The 23,208-nt window shown below is 36.3% G+C and carries 24 protein-coding genes; 2 read left to right on the forward strand and 22 right to left on the reverse strand.

Annotated features, from left to right (window positions below; genetic code table 11):
* Positions 1-63: 63 nt before the first annotated feature.
* From BW935_RS15725 to BW935_RS15790, 15 genes are all read right to left on the reverse strand, one after another.
* Positions 64-990 (reverse strand): type I restriction endonuclease, encoded by a 927-nt coding sequence (locus BW935_RS15725; RefSeq protein ID WP_076502746.1) that lies wholly within the window; start codon positions 988-990, stop codon positions 64-66.
* A 75-nt stretch (positions 991-1,065) separates the two neighbouring features.
* Positions 1,066-1,536: a hypothetical protein gene (locus BW935_RS15730; RefSeq protein WP_076502747.1), complete on the reverse strand. Its 471-nt coding sequence runs from the start codon at positions 1,534-1,536 to the stop codon at positions 1,066-1,068.
* A gap of 2 nt (positions 1,537-1,538) precedes the next feature.
* Entirely contained in the window at positions 1,539-1,973 is a 435-nt protein-coding gene (locus tag BW935_RS15735) for a helix-turn-helix domain-containing protein (protein ID WP_076502748.1), read from the reverse strand.
* Positions 1,957-2,346 carry a hypothetical protein gene (locus tag BW935_RS15740; RefSeq protein WP_245802721.1) on the reverse strand — a complete coding sequence of 130 codons (390 nt, stop codon included), beginning with the start codon at positions 2,344-2,346 and terminating at the stop codon, positions 1,957-1,959. Before BW935_RS15740 ends, BW935_RS15735 begins: the two co-directional genes overlap by 17 nt.
* Before the next feature lie 376 nt (positions 2,347-2,722).
* Positions 2,723-3,175: a DUF6998 domain-containing protein gene (locus BW935_RS15745; protein WP_076502750.1), complete on the reverse strand. Its 453-nt coding sequence runs from the start codon at positions 3,173-3,175 to the stop codon at positions 2,723-2,725.
* A 20-nt stretch (positions 3,176-3,195) separates the two neighbouring features.
* A complete protein-coding gene (locus tag BW935_RS15750; protein WP_076502751.1) occupies positions 3,196-6,858 on the reverse strand; it encodes a YobI family P-loop NTPase in 3,663 nt (1,220 codons plus the stop codon).
* Between the two features lie 17 nt (positions 6,859-6,875).
* Entirely contained in the window at positions 6,876-8,006 is a 1,131-nt protein-coding gene (locus BW935_RS15755) for a restriction endonuclease subunit S (protein ID WP_076502752.1), read from the reverse strand.
* A complete protein-coding gene (locus tag BW935_RS15760) occupies positions 8,003-9,025 on the reverse strand; it encodes a PDDEXK nuclease domain-containing protein (RefSeq protein ID WP_076502753.1) in 1,023 nt (340 codons plus the stop codon). The genes BW935_RS15755 and BW935_RS15760 overlap by 4 nt, the downstream gene beginning before the upstream one ends.
* Complete coding sequence (locus BW935_RS15765; protein WP_076502754.1) at positions 9,012-10,583, reverse strand: type I restriction-modification system subunit M; 1,572 nt, start codon at positions 10,581-10,583, stop codon at positions 9,012-9,014. The genes BW935_RS15760 and BW935_RS15765 overlap by 14 nt, the downstream gene beginning before the upstream one ends.
* Positions 10,584-11,198: 615 nt before the next feature.
* The gene (locus BW935_RS15770; RefSeq protein WP_076502755.1) at positions 11,199-11,804 is read right to left on the reverse strand and encodes a hypothetical protein; all 606 of its coding nucleotides are present in this window, start codon (positions 11,802-11,804) and stop codon (positions 11,199-11,201) included.
* Complete coding sequence (locus BW935_RS18480) at positions 11,805-11,978, reverse strand: hypothetical protein (protein ID WP_175606683.1); 174 nt, start codon at positions 11,976-11,978, stop codon at positions 11,805-11,807.
* Between the two features lie 321 nt (positions 11,979-12,299).
* Positions 12,300-13,244, reverse strand: coding sequence for a hypothetical protein (locus BW935_RS15775; protein ID WP_076502756.1), 945 nt, complete (start codon positions 13,242-13,244; stop codon positions 12,300-12,302).
* Between the two features lie 742 nt (positions 13,245-13,986).
* Positions 13,987-14,490, reverse strand: coding sequence for a YybH family protein (locus BW935_RS15780; protein WP_076502757.1), 504 nt, complete (start codon positions 14,488-14,490; stop codon positions 13,987-13,989).
* Positions 14,491-14,501: 11 nt separating this feature from the next.
* On the reverse strand, positions 14,502-15,371 hold the full coding sequence (locus BW935_RS15785; protein ID WP_175606684.1) for a nuclear transport factor 2 family protein: 870 nt from the start codon (positions 15,369-15,371) through the stop codon (positions 14,502-14,504).
* Between the two features lie 82 nt (positions 15,372-15,453).
* Entirely contained in the window at positions 15,454-16,326 is an 873-nt protein-coding gene (locus BW935_RS15790) for a helix-turn-helix domain-containing protein (protein WP_076502758.1), read from the reverse strand.
* 173 nt (positions 16,327-16,499) lie between these two features.
* Between BW935_RS15790 and BW935_RS15795 the strand changes: the two genes are divergently transcribed.
* Positions 16,500-16,679, forward strand: coding sequence for a hypothetical protein (locus BW935_RS15795; RefSeq protein ID WP_076502759.1), 180 nt, complete (start codon positions 16,500-16,502; stop codon positions 16,677-16,679).
* Positions 16,680-16,894: 215 nt separating this feature from the next.
* Here BW935_RS15795 and BW935_RS15800 read toward each other — a convergent pair whose 3' ends face one another.
* Positions 16,895-17,329 carry a PH domain-containing protein gene (locus BW935_RS15800; RefSeq protein WP_076502760.1) on the reverse strand — a complete coding sequence of 145 codons (435 nt, stop codon included), beginning with the start codon at positions 17,327-17,329 and terminating at the stop codon, positions 16,895-16,897.
* A gap of 709 nt (positions 17,330-18,038) precedes the next feature.
* Here BW935_RS15800 and ltrA point away from each other — a divergent pair.
* Positions 18,039-19,268 (forward strand): group II intron reverse transcriptase/maturase, encoded by a 1,230-nt coding sequence (gene ltrA / locus BW935_RS15805; RefSeq protein ID WP_245802722.1) that lies wholly within the window; start codon positions 18,039-18,041, stop codon positions 19,266-19,268.
* A 78-nt stretch (positions 19,269-19,346) separates the two neighbouring features.
* Here ltrA and BW935_RS15810 read toward each other — a convergent pair whose 3' ends face one another.
* The 6 genes from BW935_RS15810 to BW935_RS15830 form a co-directional block, all read right to left on the reverse strand.
* Positions 19,347-20,048 (reverse strand): DUF6438 domain-containing protein, encoded by a 702-nt coding sequence (locus BW935_RS15810; RefSeq protein ID WP_076502762.1) that lies wholly within the window; start codon positions 20,046-20,048, stop codon positions 19,347-19,349.
* A 286-nt stretch (positions 20,049-20,334) separates the two neighbouring features.
* Positions 20,335-20,469 (reverse strand): hypothetical protein, encoded by a 135-nt coding sequence (locus BW935_RS18795; protein ID WP_262484373.1) that lies wholly within the window; start codon positions 20,467-20,469, stop codon positions 20,335-20,337.
* Between the two features lie 134 nt (positions 20,470-20,603).
* Positions 20,604-21,134, reverse strand: coding sequence for a GNAT family N-acetyltransferase (locus BW935_RS15815; RefSeq protein WP_076502763.1), 531 nt, complete (start codon positions 21,132-21,134; stop codon positions 20,604-20,606).
* 18 nt (positions 21,135-21,152) lie between these two features.
* Entirely contained in the window at positions 21,153-21,500 is a 348-nt protein-coding gene (locus tag BW935_RS15820) for an avidin-fold protein (RefSeq protein ID WP_076502764.1), read from the reverse strand.
* A 428-nt stretch (positions 21,501-21,928) separates the two neighbouring features.
* Positions 21,929-22,360, reverse strand: coding sequence for a type II toxin-antitoxin system VapC family toxin (locus BW935_RS15825; RefSeq protein ID WP_076502765.1), 432 nt, complete (start codon positions 22,358-22,360; stop codon positions 21,929-21,931).
* Positions 22,350-22,586, reverse strand: a complete 237-nt coding sequence (locus tag BW935_RS15830; protein WP_245802723.1) for a DUF6364 family protein — start codon at positions 22,584-22,586, stop codon at positions 22,350-22,352. The genes BW935_RS15825 and BW935_RS15830 overlap by 11 nt, the downstream gene beginning before the upstream one ends.
* Positions 22,587-23,208 lie beyond the last annotated feature (622 nt).

The raw sequence follows: 23,208 nt of genomic DNA on the forward strand, positions 1-23,208 counted from the left end.
AAGACCTTTATCAACTTCTCCCATCAAACTGGGAAGAATACCGTCCAAAATAAAATCCATTCTTTACAAGATGGGGTTGGTCGGAGGGATACGAATATTGTGGTATAACTTCCGAGCGGCATAATACTGCGGGTAGCGACAGACGATCTTATCCTCTTTATTGGAACTGTCTGGTAGGTAGATGAAATTCTGAATGATGTCAAGCAGGCGCTTGGGCTCAAACACCCCGTCGATCATGGAGAAAAGGGAATCAATGCCATTGGCATCATGTTCATAGCCACTTACTTTTCTCCATGCATAGTAGAAATCATACTTGCTGAAGAAAGATCCCAGCTTGCTATTTACCCCATCACTGATGACACAGAAAGCATTGTATTTGAAAAGCTCTGGGATGTCCCTGTGGTATCGCGTGGAAAGTTGTTTGTATGCATCATACAATGTAGCTTCTTCTCTGATGGCACTTTTGATCTCAAACACCACCAAGGGTATGCCATTGATATATAAGATGCTGTCCGGAATTCTCTTTTCCTGATACTGAATCTCCAGCTGATTGACAATGCGGTAGATATTGCGGTCAGTGCTGTAGCCAACAAATGGATCTTCTGCTGCAAGATTGATTGATTCACTGACTGCCTCAGCAGCTTGATGTGCACGATGCACAATACCATAGTCTAGCAGTTGAATATAAATATCCTTATCTGCTGCATGCTCTCGCTTCAGTACAAAGCCATCATTGAGCCATTCCATAAATGTCTTGTTGCTGGCATAGAGGTCAGAGGAGGGGAGTTGCTCCAGGTTACGGATGACCTGCTCTATTTCATTGGCAGTGATGCCAACATGACCATAGCGTATTCGCAAAAAATCCCTCAGATCATCCTTCAGCAAAACCTCAGATAGGTCTCTTTGAATAGCCTTGCCACTGAGGTGCTCAAAGCCCTTCTTTTGTAGCAAATCTATAATAAGTGACTCTAACTTGGCTTCTGTAAACATGGATCAATTAAACTAAAAGATCAAATTAAGAAAAAAAGTTAAATTAGAAGGATTATTTATGAATTCAATTAAGACTTATTTTTTTGAACCTTTCTTAGATTTTGTAGCTTCAGATTTTTTGGCAAATAAATCGCCTATGTCAATAGGAGGGAGATTGAACCTTCCATGTGGTGCGTACGCAGTTTGCAAACTAAGAATATTTCGAAGCTGATTGATAACCATATTGACAGTAGAGTATAGTTTCAGGTTTTTATAAACGCTCGAATTCACGTCAATTTCTTCGGTCGGAAGCTTAAAGATACCCATACCTGTACAGTACATGGAGTAGCCTGGTTTTTTTCTGTCTTTGTTGATGTCAATAATTACAAAGACTTGAAATTCATCACCCTCTCCATCATGATGGGCAAAATCAACTGAAACAGGATAAGAGTCAAAAATAGCATCTATTTCATCACCACTTGATATTCCGTTGCTATCAACAAAAAATTGATTTTCCAGAAGGAAAAACTCAAGAAGTTGTAGAGGAGATTTTTTTATTTCAAACATGATTATGCGACTAATATTTCGGAATAAGTATCAGCGTCTAGTGATTTGGAATAGTTTTCGTCACTTTTCAAATCAAAATCAAAAGGTTTGTAGTAATACATCCCACTTTTATCTGCCTTGGGAATATGCAGTAATTGATCATGTTTCTTTTTCGTGGTGATGACAAAATCAATTTCTAGTGCATCTGCCATCTTGATGATGATTTGATGATTAGGGATTCTATTCCCTCTGAATATCTGAGTGATATAAGAGGCCGATGTTCCTACTTTTGCAGCAAGGTCTTTTTTCTTTAAATCTCTCTCAGCCATTACTTCATCTATTTCACCTAAAAACTTCATTACTAATACTTGCTCCTTGAAAGCCAACTCTTCTTCTTTGGAACTAGTATTGAATAAATCTTGGAATGCAGATTGTATTTGGTTAGTCTTCAAATTCATAGGTATAGGAGGCTACTCGTCTAATGATTTGTTTTTCTTTTTTGCTCAAACCTTGTGAGGTTTTCTTTTGCAACAATTCAGCCATAATAATGACATATAATTGCTTGTCTTCACGTGCAAATTGTTGACAATAAATTCTTGGATTGCTTTTGCCCTTTGCAGGTTTCATTGCTGTGACGTGTTCACAACCTTTTTCAAAATTCTCTTTGTCGTAAAGATCTCTTGGTGGTCTGTTCTCTTCTAAGATCAGTCTAGTAATTAACTTAAACTTCTCCTGGATTGTTGGATTTGCTGAAATGAAGGACTTGATTTCATCAGCATTGTCTGCATCTATATAAATGGCTTTTCTTCCATTCTCTGATTTCTTTATCAATATAGCTTTTCGGGACGACAAAATTAACCTATTGCTTAATTATTTCCTAATTTATTCAAAAGTGTTTGTACTTCAAGATAAGAAATGAATTTATAAAAACGTTTATCGTATGGTTAAAAATAGTAAATACTTGATCAATTAGAACTTAATTCCATTGCCAAAATGAAGCTACCTTGATGCAATGTTTTTTTAAAATTGGATTCACATCATAGGTAAAACCTTCAAAGGTGAATACATTCTTATTGAAAGCCTCACCCTCGTAAAAGTCATACAATCAATATTTTTATATTGCAAGTAAAAGGTTTAAGTCAAAAGTAAAATGTCCAGTTTTTTTAAATAAAAAACTGGACATTTTAATAACGATAGTAAAGATCAACTAACAATGGACAATCTTAATTTTATCTTCATTTTTTATTTCCTTGTTTAACTTCAAAAGCATGCCTTTGGATAAAGTGTAATAGGTGTTATTAAATGCTTTTAAGTTTCTTTTTTGAATATACTCCTCGGACAAAAATTTTCCAGGTCCATTATAGATCTCTTCTAAATCACCATTTTCTTTAATCAATAGATATAGTATAAATTCGGGAACCTGTTTTACAGGAAAGTAAAAATTACCCTTCATAGAAGACTTAATCTGTATCAACCGATCAGTGCTTTTTTCTTTGGCATCATGAACTTGGTTATTCTCACTAAGTAATTCTAATCCATATTTTTCAGCTGCTAATACCTCTCCAATATCTCCAATAAGTCGCCCGTCTAAAGTGAAATTCCTCCCATATTGTTCTTTTAAGGATTTGGTGATTTGAAGCAGGTGCAATATTTCTTTCATTTTCCTAAACTTTATAATAGTTAATAGTTTGCTACGACTCTAATTTCTTCGACATTTTTTGGATTGGTATCAAAACTCTTTATATAACCTTTTTTTAGAAGCTTTTCGAATAGATTTTTATTTAGCTCGTTTTTATTAAAAGTTGGACGTTTTCGATTCTCAAATAATTTTGAATAGTACTTATCAGCAGTGAGTTTTTCAGTTAATAATTTTATCTCGTCATAGTCTAAATTATCAAAATGCATTAATAGTAGTTTCATTTTACTTTCCCAGTTATGATTGTATTTAAACATTCTTTCAAGCTGTTCAAAGCTCAAAGAGAAGAACTTTGAATTTGCTAGAGTATCGCATGCTGCTTCTGCTACCCAAATATCTTTAATTGATTGGTCAAGGTCAATCACTTTTAGTAATTCATATTTCTGTTCTAGTTTGATATTCCTGGATTTCAGAAAATCTGCAACTAAACTATCATCCACTTCTAGTTCGTTAAAATTGCCTACAAATTTTTCAGGATATTTTTCAGCCAAAAGGATCGCTATTTTTGGGTAACTTTCAGAAAGTTTTTTAAATCCTTCAACGTCGAAGCTAAGCAAACCAGTTTCTATTGAAAATGTAATTTTACCTTCGGATAATTTTGAAAAATCAAACCATTTGTACCAATACGGGATACTATTTCTTAAAGATTTAAAACTATCTAAACCTAGCTCAATGGTATGTATTATATTGTCAGATATGCTACTGGTTACTTTTTTGTCTTGATCTGAAATTTTTTCATTCGCCAAAATTTTATATACCTGTTCTTCATTTAAAAATTCAATAAGCGTTTCATCAAATCTTTCTTCTTCCAAACTTTTATAATAAACAGCTACATTTTTCCAATTAGGAACAATTTTGAGTCCTTTCAATAATTGCTTTTGGACATGTATATCTTCAATTTTATCAAGTTCTTCAATATATCCATCCTGTATTTCAATGATTTCCTGTGTGAGATCTAAGGATATTTTAGGGTGATTTAAAAGCCTTTGAAAAGCTACAGCTGATTCTTGAATTGAATCTATATTAACAAGTAAAATAGTTTCAACAAAGACTTCAATATTGTCATCAACATAATTGATTAAATCAGTATTTTCAGAATTAATTATTTCAGTGTAAAGTGAATTGCTTCTTTTCTTTTGCCCAATTAGAACTAATATATTTTCAAGGTTTAAATCATAATGATTGTGTTTGATTACATAAGAATAAGATGATTCAATAGACGAGTCTAATGGTGGTAATACTTCAAACTTTATCTTCAATGTTTTAAGTGTTTTCAAAACCTTATCATCATTCACTTCCTTAACTAAATGTAAAAAATCAGGGGAAAGATTTATATGATTTCTGATGGATTCAACGCCAGAATCAAAATCTTTAATGTCCTCTAGGTCAACAAAATCTATTATTATCTTAAGTAATTCTTTAACTTGTTTGTCAGGTAATTTACTTAATACAATCAAATCCCATAAACCTGCCCAACATTTTGAAATCTCCTTGAAGAAAATATTTAAGTTTTCCTTTCTATTAATATAACTTAAAATGAATTTTTTTTGAGGTTCATTTTCTAGAGATAGAAAGTCTAAAAACAGTTCTTTTTGATCTTTGAAATAAGGATTAGTTAATAAAGCATCTAGTAATGAAAAGTTTAATATCGATATTCTTTTGTAATATTTTGGTTTGATTTTTTTTATCAAGTTCTCGATTGAAAACAATTCATGTCCATAGCCAAGGACTCCACCACTCAATACACAGTTTAGGAACTTAAAGTCATTGTTTGTGAGAGTTTCTTCATGGAAATTTGAAATGTAACTTTTGTAGTTTTCATTGATATAACCGTTAATCAATAAGTATTTAACAATTTCATGTTGTGTAGTTCCTTTTAAAAATTGATTTATCTCTAATTCATTAAATATTTCTGCTATGTTGTAATTATCTATTTCATTAATTTTTTGATTGATTTTGGTAAGATTAATTTTTAGCTGATCTAATATTTTTGTTTCCTTGGCAGTAACTAATTTCTCGCGTTCCTTAAATGTTTTATTTTTATTGACTTCATTTTCTATTTCTTTAAAATTCAAAATTCCATTTTCTATTGAATAATATGGATTGTTTTGTAATCTTATAGAGGTATAATTAGATTTCTCTTGTTCTATCATTTTGAGGAAATTTTCACTTTTTAAAATTTCATGAATAGATATATAGGCCTTACCTATCATAACTTTCTGAATCAATGGAAATTTTTCAAGAATTTTTGAGTGATATATCCTCCTTAGATTTTGTAATACTTCTATTTTTTCTAGTTCAATTTGATCAATTTCAGCTTTAATTTCTTCTAATTCTATTTTTAAATTTTGCTTTAAATCTTCAATATATTTCTCCTTTTGAGAAAGAAAATCATAAAGGTCACCCTCCTTATTGTAAAGTTTCGCAAAGTCATCAGGAAAAATATTTTTATAGGTTACCATAGCGAAGATTGAATCTTGACTCAGGTCAGAGGTAAGTTTCTCCTTAAATATTTTATATTCCAAAATAATATTTGTCAGGAGACGCATATCAATATCACTAATAAAAGATACTAATTCGTTAGTGAAATCAATTGATAAATTATCATCTAAATTATTTTCTTTGAGAATTCTTAAAAGCTGATCTTCAGCATTTGATTGATTTATAAAAGGAATGATTGGAATTATTAAATCAAAAAACTTGACCCTATTTGATTTCTCAGATAAAACTTCGTCTTTAACAGCATAGATGAAATTTATTTTTCTATTGTTTTTAACAGATTCAAAGTTATTAAGAAGTGTATTAATTTCTCGGAGCTTTTCAAAAATTTGGGTTCCTTTGAACCTATCTACATCTTCAATTACTAGTACGTTAAAATCTGTTTTTTCAAAAAAGTAAAGTATTTCTTCCAAGTGCTCATTAAAAACGGATTTTTTCACTTTGTCTCCTATTTCTATTTCCCCTTTAATGTTTAATTTGTTTATTTTCGAATTGATCATAGTATTAATTACCTGTGCTATTAGAAAACCCAGCCCAAGTAAAAAAAATAAAAAAGTAGTTAGGTATAACCAGTCGATTGATTCGTTTCCAGACCATGTATTAAAATTAAATTTACTTAACTCATTAAAAAGGAATATGTTAATAAGAGAATAGAGCCAAGTAATAATTGCAAGTACTAGTCCAATTAACTTCCAAGTACTTAAACTTATGATTCTCCTAAATTTTGAATCAGGAATTTTTGTAGGTTTGACATGATAAAAAATTTGTTGAAGAATACTTACTTCAAGCTTTTTTTCTAACTCTTCCGGGATACCATTTTCATAGAAAGAGGCTAAAGAAACATTCAAAAACTTAAATTCGGGATGTTGAGCTTGAAATGTTTTAATTATGGTGCTTTTCCCAGATCCGTAATTGCCGGAAATAGCAATATTTGTTATGTCTTTATCATGGAGTGCTTTTTTTAAAAGGGTTAGGTATGGTGCTATTTGTTTTAAATCCTTTTCCTCTGTAAGTACTTTTGGGGCTAAAGATAAAATAGGAGAAGTTTCCTCTATTTGCTTTTTAAGGATAGGCATGTACCATCCTCTTATCCATTCGAATAAATTGGTAACTACATATGATTTTAATTTCAAGATCCTATCTTTCATTCTTTTGCAGATTTTGTTTACCCTGATTGTGCCATTTTTGCCAATACAAGCTCTTTAAGTTCAGTTAGCTTTTGATTTTCTTTTGATTTTAATTTCACTGTTTCAAAAATAGGTCTTGCTGATTTGTGAAAATCTATCATATTTTGTGGGTCAATTTTTGGAAGCGAATATTCTTCAAGATATTTTTCATGAACTCTTTGTCTCCCAGATGATCCAATCATACTACTTATGGCATAGGCTCGAAATTCATCATCTTTTGCTAAACAATAAACCCAATAAGGACTAATATTCTTTTTTGCTCTCATTACTATAAATTCGGTTGAACCAGCAGCAACTTCATTTGGATTTAAGATGTTTACAAATGCTGTTTTGCCATTCTCTAAACAAGGTGTAATCCTAGCTAAAAGAATATCTTCATTCTGAAATCTTGAGCCGCCTTGATATCCTCTTTCAGTTTTTCCATTTATACACATTGAAGTCTCGGAAAGGTTGGCCATTTCTATGTATGACGTCAATTCCCCCTTTTTTAACTCAAGTTTAGGGTTTGTTTCAATATATTCTTCAAGAAATGTGGATTCATAGTTTTCAAACTCCACAAACCACTCCCTATAAATCGCCTGTGCAGTTTCTTCGAGTTTTTCGATCAGTTTTTGGTTTATTTGGATGCGCTGTTCTATGGCTTGGTATTCTGCGACGATCTCTCGCTGCTTTTCTATGGAGGGGATGGGAAGCATGACATCACACATTTCGTCCCAAGAAAAAATTTCCCTAGCACTTCCATGGCTTTTGAACCTGGCATAACGATCAAACTCTGGTCTGCGGAACCACATCATCAGGTATTCAGGATCCAGCTTGTTTTTGTCTTTGACTTCAAAAGGTGTATAGGCCTGTGAAATCAATGCTTCATCATGATCTTTGAATAAAGCTATTGTGATTTTCTCACCATTTCGTGAGGTTACTGGACCATAGCCAAATTGGTTTCGCTTGATAATTCGATAGGTCCCCATATTGGTGCCGATGGTATTGGCAATAGAAGGAAAAAATACCTTGTTGATGCTTAATCCCATCAAAGGAATATCCCTTAATTCAGTGTTCCGTCCGACAACAGGTTGGATATAATTGCCAAGTTTTTGATAACTTTCTCTCATTTCCCAAGCTGCTGTTTGATGAACAATTTCTCTCTCTCGATCTCAGCGACCAACTCTTCTTCAGAAGGTAAATAAGGCAGGTATTTATTTGCAAAAAGCTGTTTGCTTTCATTCAGTACTGAATATTTGGCAATTGTACTGTCAGTTTCAGTACAGAGTAGAATGCCAATGGTAGGATTGTCGCCCTCAGGTCGCTCCAAATCATCAAACATCCTCACATACATATCCAATTGTCCAATGTCCTGATGTGTAATGCGGTGGGTCTTCAACTCTACCAAAACAAAACATTTGAGCATGTAATTATAAAATACAAGGTCAATGTAAAACTCAGAAGTTTCGGTTCTGATTAATTTTTGTCTTGCTACAAATGAAAACCCTTTGCCTAGTTCAAGCAGGAATTGTTGCAAATTATCAATTAAAGATTGTTCTAATTCTTGCTCGGTGTAAGACTTACTTGTCGGTAAATTCAAAAAATCTAAAACAGCCGGGTTTCTGATGAAATCATCTGGATTTTGCTTCAAATCCGCAGTTTGCTGTTCCATCTCTTCCTGAAGGATTGATTTTTTCTGGGATGAAATTAATCTTTGGTAGTAAAGCGTAGAAATATTTCTATCTAGTGTTCTGACTGACCAGTTTTGTACCGTCGCTTCTTTCAGATAATAGTTCCGGGCTTGTTCATTTTCAATACGCATAATCAATCTAAAATGTGACCAATTCAAATTGGCACACATGTGTGCCAAATCTTTTAAATCACTGAAGGTCTGGTAAAATTGACGGAAATCTCTAAGTGATCGGGCACTAAACCCTCTTCCAAGTTCTTCAGCAAGTTGATTGATTAAATTTGATCCATAGATTGCCCTATCTGCTCCTGCTTGTTCTTCTTCTACAATTCGCTTACCAATATGCCAATATGCATCTATCATAGCTGAAGCAGTTGCCTTGTAAGCATCTTGTCTTGCTTGAAGAAGGATATTCTTTATGTCAAGTGCTACCTGATTTAATCCTTTATCCAATTTCATAGCCTAAAGTTTTAAAGACATCCATCAACTCCTTTTTACTAGCCTCTTCTTGCTTAAGCAGCTCCTTGAATTCGCTCTGCAAAGCTTTCATCTTTTTATCAAAATCAAGGTTCTCATCCCTATTGACAAATTCAATGTACTTGCTAGGGACTAGTGAATAGTCCTTGGCCCTGATTTCTTCCAAGCTGGCAGCATAGCAATACTCAGGAATGTTCTCATATTCCTCAGCGCAGCGCTCAGACTGCCATATATGATAGGTTTTTGTAACCTTTGAAATGTCTTCCTCGGAAAATTGGGTGAATTTCTTTTCAAAAGGAATCCCTTTTTGTCTCAGATCAACAAAGAGAACTTCATGCTCCCTGTTTCTGTATTTCCTAGTTTCCTCAGGAAGTTCGACGATTTTTGCTTTTTTGTTTTTATTAAGGATCCAAAGTGTAACAGAAATGTCTGTGGTATAAAACATATTTCTAGGTAATACCAATATCGCTTCAACCAAGCCATTTTCTATCAGCTTTTTGCGGATCTTATATTCTTCACCGCCTCCAGAAAGCGCTCCGTTGGCTAGGATAAAGCCCGCCACGCCATTTTCAGAAAGCTTGGAAGCGATATTCAGGATCCAGGCATAATTGGCATTGGAAGTAGGAGGGACCTCATAGCCCATCCATCTTGGGTCATTCGTGAGTTCATTGCTTGCTCGCCAATCTTTTTGGTTGAATGGTGGGTTGGCCATGATAAAGTCAGCTTTCAGATCAGGATGCTGATCCTTGCCAAAGGTATCAGCCGGCACATCACCGAGGTTGGCCGCTATCCCACGGATGGCCAAGTTCATCTTGGCAAGCTTGTAGGTGGTAGCGGTATATTCCTGCCCATAGATGGAGACCTCACGGGTATTGCCGTGATGGGCTTCGATAAATTTGATGGATTGGACAAACATCCCCCCAGAACCACAAGCAGGATCATAGATGATGCCCTTATAGGGTTCGATCAATTCGGCAATCAGGTTGACGATGGATTTTGGAGTATAGAATTCTCCCTTTCCTTTTCCCTCTGCCAAAGCAAACTTACTCAAGAAGTATTCATACACCCTTCCTACAATATCCTGCTCCTTATCCTTGAGTGTATCGATATTATTGATGGAGTCGAGTAGGGCAGCGAGCTTGCTGACATCCATATTGAGCCTAGAAAAGTAATTGTCAGGCAGCGCTCCTTTGAGGGAAGGGTTGTTTTTTTCTACCGTATGCAAAGCAGTATCTATCCGCAAAGCAATATCATTTTGCTTGGCATGTTGGATGATGGCTGACCATCGGGATTCTTCTGGGAGAAAGAAGACGTTCTTCATATTGTAGAACTCCTTCATCTCCAGGTATTTTTCTTTCCCCTCTTCGATCAGTTCCTTTCTTCTCTCTTCGAATTTATCAGAGGCAAACTTCAAGAAGATCAAACCCAAGACCACATGCTTGTATTCTGATGATTCTACTGTGCCACGTAGTTTGTTGGCTGAGTCCCAAAGACTCTCTTCTATGGATTTTTGTTTTTTTGCTGCTACTTGCTTAGCCATCGAAAAAGGTATTTTTGTTTAAAACTAAGTAATATTATCAAAATAAACCTTGTTAATGCCTATTGCTGTCAAGAATTGTCGGAGTTTTTTTCTTGGGGAGAGAGGGGAGGCTTAATGCAAATCAAAACCTAATTTTCATGCACTTCGAAGATTTCGCTCTCAACACTGGCACATTTAGACCGAAAAGAGTGGCACAATTCGAACCGTTATGTTTAGGATTTGCTAAAAAACTAAACCCATTAATCAGAGGGGTCAATCCCGAGCATCGGAGAAAACTGTGCTTCAAAATATCCTCTTACTCCATTCCATAAAAACAAATTCTGACGGGGGTCAATTTGCATCACCAGCTGGGGGTCAATTTAAATCATCAGAAGGGGGTCAATCCCGAAAATCGAGATAGGTTATGTTCCGGAATTTCCAGAGAGATAGGAATGTTTTGATAAAGCAAAGAGTTGATGTGTAGCAATAAATGAATTGTCAAAAAATATGATAATAAAAATTTTGGCAATACACTAAGCTTAACTTTAGTGAAATAGAATTAGAGATCATAGCTTAGATTATGAAAACACTCTTGATTGCTTTTGTATCCTAACTAAAGTCAGACCTAGCAAATGGTCATATTCTTGGGATAAAGAATCCCTTAATGCATTCCATATTTCTTATGCAGATTTGTATGTGGCTTTTTTTCTGTACCCCAGCTCCTGGGAAGGCAGGGCCTCCTTCAATAAAAACACCTCTTGCTGAATCAAACTCTTTTAAACTAGGTTCTTCACCACTTTCTATAGCTTCTTTTATCTTTTGATGAAGGTATTCAATAACAGCGCAATCTAATTCTCTTATCAACAAATCCTTATGTTCATCTTCTTTGACATCTTTATTCTTTGGTAATTCTTTACCTAAACTTTGGAAATCAACCTTCATCAAATCGTAATACTTTGAGATTATGCCAATGAATTCATTGTCAATCAAATCAAGGCAGTGATCAAGGGTGAAAACGACACCTATAACAGATGCTTTCTTAATTTTACCTCGTTTTTGCTTATCCTTTGCCCATTCCAATGCCCTAGCATAGTTGTTTTCCCAAACATAAAAGCCATGTCCTAGCCAATCAAAAGGTTTTTCACTTATTTTTACTTTTTTGGGTTTGTTCAAAAGTTCAAAAGCAACAGATTCATCACAACCATGAAATCCAATTAAGAGGTTTGATCTGTTGCTATACATCTATTCAGATACTGAAAAAACACGGTTTAGATTTGGAAAAGATTTTGTTAATTTTCCATTTTTTGTGACAATACCAGCAGAGCTCAAAGATTTAATAGCTAATTCTTTGGTTGAAGTCTCTTTTTTGAGCTTTTTGGCTAAAGCAAGAAGCAAAGATGTTTGTTTGTTTTTCATAACTCTAAAACAATTTAATACAAATATACGATTTTTATTATTATTGTGGTATATGTAAATGGGTTGACATTATGATTTTTAACTCTTAGTAGACACCATCCCCAAACCAAACCAAATACTCCCAAATTCAACCAAAAAACCAAAACAACCGCTTCCTAAAATCCACCAACCAGCCTACTATTCCACCTAGCATACCCTATACCCTGCGGATGTACGCCGCGCCGTACACAGCAGCCACTATTCTGATATCTATCTGAACTAGGATAGATTTTTACATCAATCAGGGCTTTTTTTGGGGACTTTTCTCTAGTGGACTATATGTTACAGGCAGTTTTGTATTGTCTCGACTTCATTGATTGTAATTACTTTGGTTTTTATTTTCAGTCGCTCGTATGTCTTTTTAGCTTTGTAATTGCAACGATCGTCATTCGTAATGAATGTGTCAAAATGAGCACCATAAAATGTATGCAGTGCGTCATCAAACATATTGTTGAAGTGTCCGTCTGTTTTATAACCCGCTAGGTCAAATTTAAAGAACGTGTCAATAATTTTTGAATACATTACATTGTCACTTGTTTTATTATTCGGTGTATAGGCGTCAAAAATGTCGGTCAGTTCAAGATGCGTGGGCAAGTCTTTAAAGTTTGATTTCACAGCTTTAATAAGCTCCGGCTTATTCTTTATTTTATTTAGGCTTGTCAGCAGATATGCTTTAAATGCTTTGTATAGTCCGTAATCCGATTTTAGTCTTGATTGAAAGTTGTAGATGTCCGCTTGCAATGAGTATTGAGTATTATAAACTTTTGAAAGGGGAAACATAATACCGAATATAGGTTCAATATATCCCTTTTTAAATTCTGGGGGTAAGGGAACAAGTTTATACAAGTTTAAAGCACTTTGAATTAACGGTTCGTCCTTAAATAATTCGTCAAATGAATTAGGTTCAAAATCCCATTCTTCTGCCTTTTCCTTAAAAAACTCAAATATGTCTCTATAATGCCACTTAACTTCCTTTTCACCCCAATATTGACAAATACACAAGTTGTCAGTGTTTTTTTTGATATTGTTCAAATGACCGTCTATGTAATCTGGATTTTTCTGGAAACCTCTAAATAGGTCATTCAAATGAGCGTTTGAATATGCCGTTTTGATTTTCTTGTCTGTTAGCAAGGTAAGCAATAACTGATAGTTTGGTTTATCAGATTCAGGTATTTTGTCAAACTTTTCAAGTCTGTCAAAGATGTTTAGGTCTATGTAAACGGTCATTTAAAATTCTGACTAAAGTAAACAAAATCCCTCAAGTTGAACTGATTTCCAATCTTGATTAGTTAGACCCAATTTATAGATTTCTTTTTTAATTTTTATAAATTAGCCCAACCTTCTTTTTCAATAAGTAAGAAATTAAGCCGCGAATTTTGGATATATCTAATCTTACCCTCTAGTTATTGAATCCTGATTTAAAGATTCTCCTAACCCCCCCCAATATTAAATGAGCCAACCCAATATCATTCGCATTACTGAATGAAAAATTTGACAATAAAATTTTTGTTAAGTATTTTGATAATAAAAAAATTGCCATCGTTGCTTAGTTCTTGGCATAGCAGGTTTTGTTGGTTTTCTGATACATATTCCAATCATACAATTACGCTTTCTTACTACCTCAAATCACAACCTATAATCCAGTGAACTGGGACTGAGCGTTAAGAAATCTTCCAGTGGTAGATTTTAGCGAGGGATCAGTATGCAGGGATGGTACAGCCTGCCCCGAACCTGCCTTTGCCAGCAGACAGGCTTGATTCGGGGAGACCCGTATCCCGAAGCTTTCGGGAGTGGTGTGAGAGCCTAAACCTGAGCCAAATGGCTCAGGTCGGGCTACTCGATTATCGGCTTCCCTTCTTTGTTTTTCAGTCGGTAAAAATAAACTAAAGCCCTGACTTTCTATTTTCAAGGCTTTTTAAAGTTAATAAAGTTTGATTAACGTATAACCATTATTGAAATTGAACCCCTATCAAAACCCTTCTCTTTCACCTGTAACTGGCATACTGGAATAATGAACATGGATAATTTTCCAATCGTCCCCATACTTTTTCAAAACTTGGGTCTCACGACCCTTTGTTTGAAGGGGGGTGGCATCTTCATCGTTAAATATGGCATCAAAAACCCAGTAGAACTCCAAAATGGCCACATCATCAAAGAAGGTTATAATTTCTTCAGTGCTCTTCAAATTGCGCTTAGAAAATCTACTGCCAAACATGCCATATATACCACTTTTGATATTTTCCCATCCCATTTCATGCTTTCGGGGATGAATAAAATTAACCTTTTCACTCGTAAGAAAAACTTTGCTTCCCAAAACAGTATCTGCTTCGTTTATGGAAATCATATAGTCATCAAGTACCCTTTTGATGGCGTCTCTTTCTGCATCTTTATGGGAAGTTTGCCCAAAACTTTGAATGCCGTAGGTTCCCAAAATTATAATACTTACAATGAATTTTACGAGTAGCTTCTCCATAACTGCAAGATTTAGAATTTACCATTGTTATTCTTCCAATTCTCTTTTGGTGTCATTGGTTCAATTACGTCCCAATGCTCGGCAATTTTTCCGTTCTCAACTCGGAACAAGTCGTAAAAAGCGTTGTAATCTTTTCCGAAGTGTCCTTCACTAACAACGAGAACAAAATTACCTTCGCCAAGCACTTTATGAATTTTGTCATATTTCAGAAAGATGCCTTGTTTTCCTAAGGCTTCAAGTGTTGCACCAAGTCCTGAAAGTTGGTCAGGAATATTTGGATTGTGCTGAATGTAGTTATCTCCGTCAAAGTATCCGGAAAGTTTTTCCATTCTTCCGTTTACTAAAATGTCGTCAACAAAATTTCTAACCAAGGTTTTGTTTGCTTCCGTTTTGTCAAGGTCTTTGATATCGGTTGCACCGTCAATCATAGTGTGTCCGCTTGGATTTGGATTTGCAGGGGTCTCTTGCAAATTGTCCCAATGCTCTACAATTTTTCCGTTTTCAAAGCGGAAAATGTCAAACCCGATTTTCGGTCCAAAGAAGTTATAATCGGTGTGAGTAAAGACATAATCTCCATCTTGAAATGCCCTAACAGTATTTACTTTTGCTGAATTGGGTGGTAACTGTTGCAATACTGCCCCAAATCCTGCAAGTCCGTCAGCAACTCCCAAGTTGTGCTGAATGTATTTGTCAGGGTTAATGTAACCTACGGGTTCTTGAGCTGCTGTTTCTATGCTCTTTAAAAGAGCAACTACTTTTTGTTTGTTTGAAATTTCCATTTTTTCTACTTTTTGTGTTTGTGAATTTGAGTTGCTTTGGGTGGTGCAGGCAGAAAATTCAACTCCTAAATTTATCGCTGCACTAAGTATCGTTTTATTCATTTTGAATTGATTTAAATACGATACAAAGGTGCAACGATGCACAAAAATGGAAAAGGTAGAAACAGTCCTTTGAATGATACTTTTAAGCCGAGACAAATTGTTCTCTAAATTCAACTGGTGTTGAATGGCTGTGTTTTCGGAAGTATTTTATAAAATTAGTCGGCTCATCAAAGCCTAAGTCAAAACCAATTTCTTTTACGCTCTCATTGGTGTGTGCTAAAAGTCGTTTGGCTTCAAGCATTATTCTTTCGTCAATCATTTGCTTTGGCGATTTGTCTAAAATCTTGGATGTTGCCTGGTTCAACCGCTTTTCTGTTACGCTTATTTTTTTAGCGTAATCGCTTACTTTTTTTAGTCTCCGATAATTGGTTTCCAATAAGTCTTTGAAGAGCATTAAATAGTCAAGGTCAGCACCATTTTTAATTTCCGTGAAATCTTGCTTTCGCCTTTCTCTTTCGGAAAGAAGCAATAAGTTATGTAACAGATTTTTTAGAATGTCGGATTGTGAACTGTCCTTTTCATTTTCTAATTCCGTTTCCATTAGCTGAAACAAATCAGCAAATAGAGAAGCCGTTTTGCTCAATTGAATTTGAGAAACAGCAAACAAGTCGTTGAACAAAATAGTACTTCTCAAAAACTTGGTGTCGCTTTCAGATTTGCAGAAAAATATGTCAGTGAACAAAATTACCTTACCGTCAAACCCGCCTTTCTTGTCAAACTGTTGAACGGTGTCCTTGTTTAAAAATAGAATGGTATTTGGTTTAATTTTTACAGGATTAAAGTCAACCAAATGTGTCGGATTGCCTTTCTGAAACCAAAGAATGTGATAAAAGCCTGTCCGATGTGAAGTTGTCAATGTGTCTGAATGGTGTTTATAAAGTTCGCCTATACCAACAAATTCAAATTCTTGTGGTAGTCCTTGTTTGAATGAATATTTTTTTATGTCGGACTTCATTGTCTGTTGTGGTGTCGTCTTTTAGGGTTTTGACTAACCCAACCAAAACCCGTCAATTTGAGCTGATTTCCAATCCTCGTTAGCCAGACCCAATTTACCCATTCCCTTTTCAATTCCCTTAACCAACCCCAACTTTCTTTCACAAAACCTCTTAAACCAAATCCCGCACCTTCTTGATCAAATTACAGGATCCAAGAAATCAAGGGTTGGGTCTAAGACATGCCGAAAATTCAAATCCCCAGGTGTTGGGTGGGGGAAGTCATGCCCAAACCAAAGCAAAAACTCCCAAAGTCATCGAAAAACAGAAACAACCGCTTCCTAAAATCCACCAACCAGCCGACTATTCCACCTAGCAAGCCCTTCACCCTGCGGATGTACGCCACGGCGCACAAGTCAGTCAATACGCCACAGGCGCACACAGCAGCCACTAACCAAATGCTATGCATTCATAGATGCCATTAAAAAAACAAACACATTATCTATAAAATCCCTGATAGATGAATGCATCAATCAGGGATTTTTTTGAGGGCTTTTGGCTAGTGGGCTAAATGTTGCCAGTAGTTTTTATTCATTTAGGTTTATATTCCGTTATTTTTATTTCAGAGTTTAATTTTACTAAGTCCGAAATCAGTTCGTCATTATTTTCCGGCGCTATATAAATTTCATCATATTTATTGAATTTTATAATCATTCCATTTCTCGCCAGTGCTGGTTTTATCCCGCTCCACATAGTTTTTCCTTTCAGTATTTCCTTTATGTTTGGAATTCCTATTTTTCCCCTCAAAAATCCCGACCTATAAATTAATTCATTATTTTCAATTTTATAAGATGTGTCAAAATAAATCCAAAATATTAAGATTAGTGGACTCAATAATGGTAAAAGAATAAACGGTTTTTCCGAGAATGTACTCTTATCCATAAAGAAAATTGCTATAGGTAATATCAAAGAACCAATTAGTAAATAATTGATAAATCCTTTTCTATTTGCTTTATAAATTTTCATTCAGTTTGCGTTTTTCTTAAATTACTGGCAACGTGATTCAGATTGGAGACGGCGGGCATTCGAAGCCGTTCCCTCCCAACTTACTCCTAACTTCTTAAAGATAGTGAACTTTCATTTTACTTTGAACCGCCCGCTGGATCCAAGGTGCTGTGTGTGCCTTGAATGGTGAATATAGGTCAAAAAGTTGACCGTTCCAACGGGTGAAAGTCCCTTAAGCGCGGGGGTAACGTCCCGAAGCCAAGCAAGTGGCAAGCTGGTTTGCCGTGAGGTATGCAGTGAAGTAAGCCAGACTGCGGTGTCTGTACTGACGAACAGAGCCTGTCCCGAAAATCGGGAAACCATATACGGAGGCTATGAGGTCGGATGAGGTGGCACAGCACACCGAAGTCCAAACCTTCCGCTAGGGAGGAAGTACCGAAGTAGTAGATATGGCAGAGATAGACACAAGGATATTCACCTTACCGAGGGAGGTCTTTGGGTGTCGGGAACACCTAAAAGAAGTCAGCCGAGGTCATAGTAGTTGCCGGCAACGAGCTGTATGAGCTACAGAGGTCTCACTGGGCAGCGAAGGACTGAACATTGGATTACGTCCAAATTCGATAGGGAGCAACTTTTGTGGCAGCCTTATCTTAAGCGGACAGGGTTAACAGATTAAGTTATGATAGAAAAAGTACTCAACCGTAAGAACCTTTACAAAGCATACCGACAGGTGGTGCGGAACAAGGGTTCGGCAGGGGTGGACGGCATGAAGGTCACCGAACTGCTCTCCTTTCTGGAAAGCAACAGGGATAGGATTGCCACATCCATCCTCAACCACAGTTATGTACCCAAACCTATCAAAGGGGTCGAGATACCCAAGAGTAACGGAAAGACAAGATTGCTCGGAGTTCCCACAGTAGTAGACAGATGGCTCCAACAGGCGTTAAGCCAAGTGCTGATGACTAAATACGAACTTACGTTCGAAGAGCACAGCTACGGCTTCCGCCCAGAGAAGAACATCCATAAGGCTGTAACACAAGCTCTGAAAAACATCAATGATGGCTATCAGGATATAGTGGACATCGACCTTAAGGGATTCTTTGACGAGGTTGACCACTCGGTTCTACTTCAATTGATCTACCAACGGGTAAAATGTCCGACTACCCTAAGGCTTATCCGAAAGTGGCTGCGTGCACCTATCCAGATCAACGGGAAACTGCACAGGCGTAGAAAAGGAGTACCACAGGGATCTCCTATCAGTCCGCTTTTATCCAATATCCTTCTGGATTTACTGGATAAGGATCTGGAACGAAGAAACCTGAAATACGTCCGATATGCAGATGATTTCAGCATCTACACCAAGTCAAAGAAGGAAGCCAGAAAAGTGGGCAACGAGATTTACCTTTTTCTAAAGGAAAAACTCAGACTTCCCATCAACAGGGAGAAAAGCGGCATCCGAAGACCGTCCAATTTTGAAATCTTGGGTCATGCATTTGTTCCAACGTACCAAAAAGGAGTCAAAGGAAAATATCAGTTGGTGGTGAAGAAAAACAGCTGGGACTCACTGAAACGCAAGCTCAAGCAGATCACCAAGAAAACCAAACCCTACAGTTTTGAGGAAAGACTCAAAAAGCTGGCAGAGGTATGGCGGGGATGGGTAAACAATTACCGTCTTGCCAGAATCTCCGCAAAGCTGAAATCACTCGACGAGTGGCTAAGAAACCGACTTCGATACTGTATTTGGCACGACTGGAAGAAACCCGAGCGGAAACGTAAAAACCTGATCAGATTGGGAGTGGACCAAGACCATGCCTATGCATGGAGTAGAACCAGGAAAGGGGGATGGGCTGTTGCCCAGAGTCCGATTCTGATCACTACGATAACTTTGTCACGACTAAGAAGAAAAGGTTATGAATCCATGCTTTCTTATTACCTCAAATCGCAACCTACAATCCAGTGAACCGCCGTATACGAGACCCGTACGTACGGTGGTGTGAGAGGCGCACCGTGAGCTTATGGCTCACGGCCGTCTACTCGATTATGGGCTTTTTTTCTTTATAAGTAGACTTTCAAATCGATTAAAGACTTTCTGAAGTATAAAATATTTTCCTTCGAAAAGGCCATTCTCAATTTTAATTATTTCATGTTCTGGGTATTTCATTGTTAAATTTATTTCACCACTTCCTGCAACTGGTAAAAATTCTTTTTCAGGATAATTCCAAATATCAACCAATTCAAATAATTGATTTAGTTGATTTAGAGTCAAGGTATCCAATTGAAAATTTTGTTTTCCTTTTAGGGCAGAGTAAAGTTCTCCTTCATAAGTCACAAGTCCATTGCTATCAATATGCATACTAAAAAAAGGTAATCTCCCTTTAACATCCCCACTTTCAAAGATTAGATAATCAAATTTTCTTGGGTTACTTATTGTTATCCTTTCAAATTCTAAAATATAATTATCTCGTTGAAAGTCAGTTATTTTAATATGATTATTATCGACGAAATCTATTTTTCCTACACTTTCTAATTCAGAACCTTCAACAATTAAAGTATCATTTTTAATCGAATAATAGAAAAATCCATAACTATCCCAGAATGGATTTGTCATAACTGAGTCTTGAATTAATATAGTTTGCTCACCATACCAAATACCATTTAGATTAACCTTTATGGCTTCCTCTTCTCCATTATTACAGGAGAAAAGAATTATGCTAAAAAATAAAAGGTATAGATTTTTCATATTCGTCTAATTGCCCATAACTTTTATATAACCATGACAATTTTCAGGCTTAGCCAACCACCGATCGATAACTAAACCTGATTTTTATATAAAATTTATCAGGTTTATTTGGATCCTCCAAACCTACCCATTCCCCCACAAACAAAAAATACCCCCAACAGGGTATTTTTCACCATAAAACTTACTATCCCTCGTCTGATGCGGGTAGGACGACGGAGATCCGGGATTTCCTCCCATGTGGGAGGCCAGCGCAAGCCTTGCGGGTGGATAGAGCCTGTCCCGATCACTATCGGGGCCTGTCCCGTGGAATCACGGGAGCAAATAAGTAAAAAGCATCTCTACCTACCAAGCCCTTCACCCTGCGGATGTCAGTCAATACGCCATAGGCGCACACAGCAGCCACTAACCAAATGCTATGCATTCATAGATGCCATTAAAAAAACAAACATAATTATCTATAAAATCCCTGATAGATGAATGCATCAATCAGGGATTTTTTTGAGGGCTTTTGGCTAGTGGGCTAAAGGTTAGCGGTTCGTTGATTTCTTTCTTTTGTCATACAGTTTCAAATTCTTTCGGATAAACTACTGTTCCCGAAATGTCTCTAAGGCCATCAGTTACTAATTCAATTGCCATAAACACGTTTGACGGAACTTCAAAAGGTGCTTTTATCTTCCATTTGTCTGCTGACTGAAACCCAAACCTTGGGTAGTAGTGTTCGTGTCCCAAAACGATTACCGATTTGAAACCTAATTCTTTTGCTACTTCAAATCCTTTCTTGATTAGTTGCCCGCCTATTCCACTTTTTTGAAGTTCAGGTCTAACTGCCATAGGTGCAAGTCCTAAACTTTCTTTCAGGTTTCCTGTGTCGTCTTTTATGTTGATTTTGGTAAACAATATATGCCCAACTATTTTATTGTTGTCTGTCGCTACAATTGAAAGTTCAGGGACAAAAGCTGTCTGATTTTTTCTTAGTGCGTCAACCAACTTAGCTTCATTTTCTTGTCCAAATGCAATTTGGTTAAGTTCAAAAACTTTTTTAAAGTCGTCTTTAGTTTCTTGTCTCAAAGAAATCTTGTTTGTCATTTTATTCAGTTTTTAAAATTAAATCTCTTCAATGATTGATGTGCCTTTTGAATTGTCTCCACTTGTCCATTGCCAAGTTTCGTGTAATCTCAACTTTCCATTTGTTAAAACTTCTGGTCTTGATTTGCAAATACCTGTCATCAGTTCGTTTTTGATGTTTATTTGATGATAACGCAAATCAATATTTCCAAAATCATCTACTAAACCTATTAGATGTCCAATTTTAATTTTTCCACCTGAATAGGTCGCTGTTAATATACTTCCGTCTTGTTTGTAATGGAAAGTTGTCTCATCTGAAGTTTCTCCATTTTCAGAATTCATTGACGGTCTAAAAATTTTTCTATCGTAGTTTATCGTTTGTTTCATTGTCTATTTCTGTCTTTTTACACTTCTGACTAACGTAACCAATACCCCTCAATTTGAGCTGACTTCCAATCATCATTAGTCAGTCAGACCCAAATTATCGATTTACTTTTTAACTCCATTAATTTAACTCCGATTCTGATCACTACTATAACCCTGTCACGCTTGAGACGAAAAGGGTACGAATCCATGCTTTCCTACCACCTCAAATCCTGTCCGACTGGTTCTGCCGGGCGGACGCAACCTACAATCCAGTGAACTGGGACTGAGCGTTAAAAAAAATTCCAGTGGTAGATTTTAGCGAGGGATCAGTATGCAGGGAAGGTACAGCCTGCCGCGAACTTGATTCGGGGAAACCCGTATCCCGAAAGCCTTCGGGAATGGTGTGAGAGCCTCAACCTGAGCCGTTTGGCTTAGGTCGGGCTACTCGATTAGCTCTCGTTTTTTTCCTTCATCTTCAGAAAATTCAATGGTGTCATAACTGCAATTGAAGAATTTCTATAATCTTTTATATTCCGAGTAATAATTGCATCCAAATCTTTAATCGTTAGGGCAGAAGAATATTGAACAGAATCTTCATAGTCTGTGAATTTATTCTTTAAGGCTTGAATAATCTCTCTTTTTGTTGTTCCAACAATTTCGGTCATTTCAGTTAATGTTTCAACAACTTCAAGAGCTTTTTTGTGTCCTAAAAACCTCCTCAGGATATAGTAAATATTATTGATACTTAAAGCAGATAAATATAGTTTTACGTTTCCTTGTTCATTTAGTTCAAAAAGTTCGCTTGCAGGATTAGCGTGAGGTTCTCGGTCAGTAAAAAAGTCAATAACTACGTCCGAATCTACAAAAAGTTTATACTCCATATTTTTTTGAAAGTTCTTCGGTTAAAATTTGTTTGTAGTCAAAATTGTCATCAGTTTTGATGATTCCCCTTAGTTTTCTAATTTTTGGTGAAAGTTGTTTTTCCTTTATTTTCATTCTTTTGACAGTCACAAACTTGAAGTAGTTTTCAACCATCTCCGAAAGACTTTGTCCTTTTTCCTTTGCATATTCTTTTGCAATTTCAATGACCTCTTTTTCTATTGTCAAAGTTAATTTGGTATTCATACTATTATTATTTTTGATAAATATACGTGTAATATTTCATATTTACAACACGTATCATTTTAAATGCTGACTAACGTAACCAATACCCCTCAATTTAAGCTCAATTCCAATCCTCGTTAGCCAGACCCAATTTACCCATTCCCCTTTCAATTCCTTTAACCACCCCCAACTTTCTTTCCTAAAACCCCTCAAACCAAATCCCGCACCTCCTTGATCCACTTACAGGATTCAAAAAATCAAGGGTAGGATCCAAGAAACGCTAGAATATCAAATCCCCAATAATGGAAATAGGATTCCATGCCCAAACCAAAACCTCCTAAATAGAACCACAAACCAAAACAACTACTTCCTAAAACCCAGCTCAACCGAATATTTATTACCATAAAACTTACCAAGCCTCGTCTAATGCGGGTAGGATGACGGAGATCCGGGCCAGCGGTGGCCTCAAGCGCTGATAGAGCCTGTCCCGATCGCTATCGGGAATATCTCCGTCTTGCCCCGATGCCTCGGGGTTGTTACTTTTTGTGTCAATGCCTGTCCCGTGGCATCACGGGAACAAAAAGTAAAGAGCTTCTCTACCTACCAAACCCTTCACCCTGCGGAT

Source organism: Belliella pelovolcani (genome assembly GCF_900156785.1).
Classification (GTDB): Bacteria; Bacteroidota; Bacteroidia; order Cytophagales; family Cyclobacteriaceae; genus Belliella; species Belliella pelovolcani.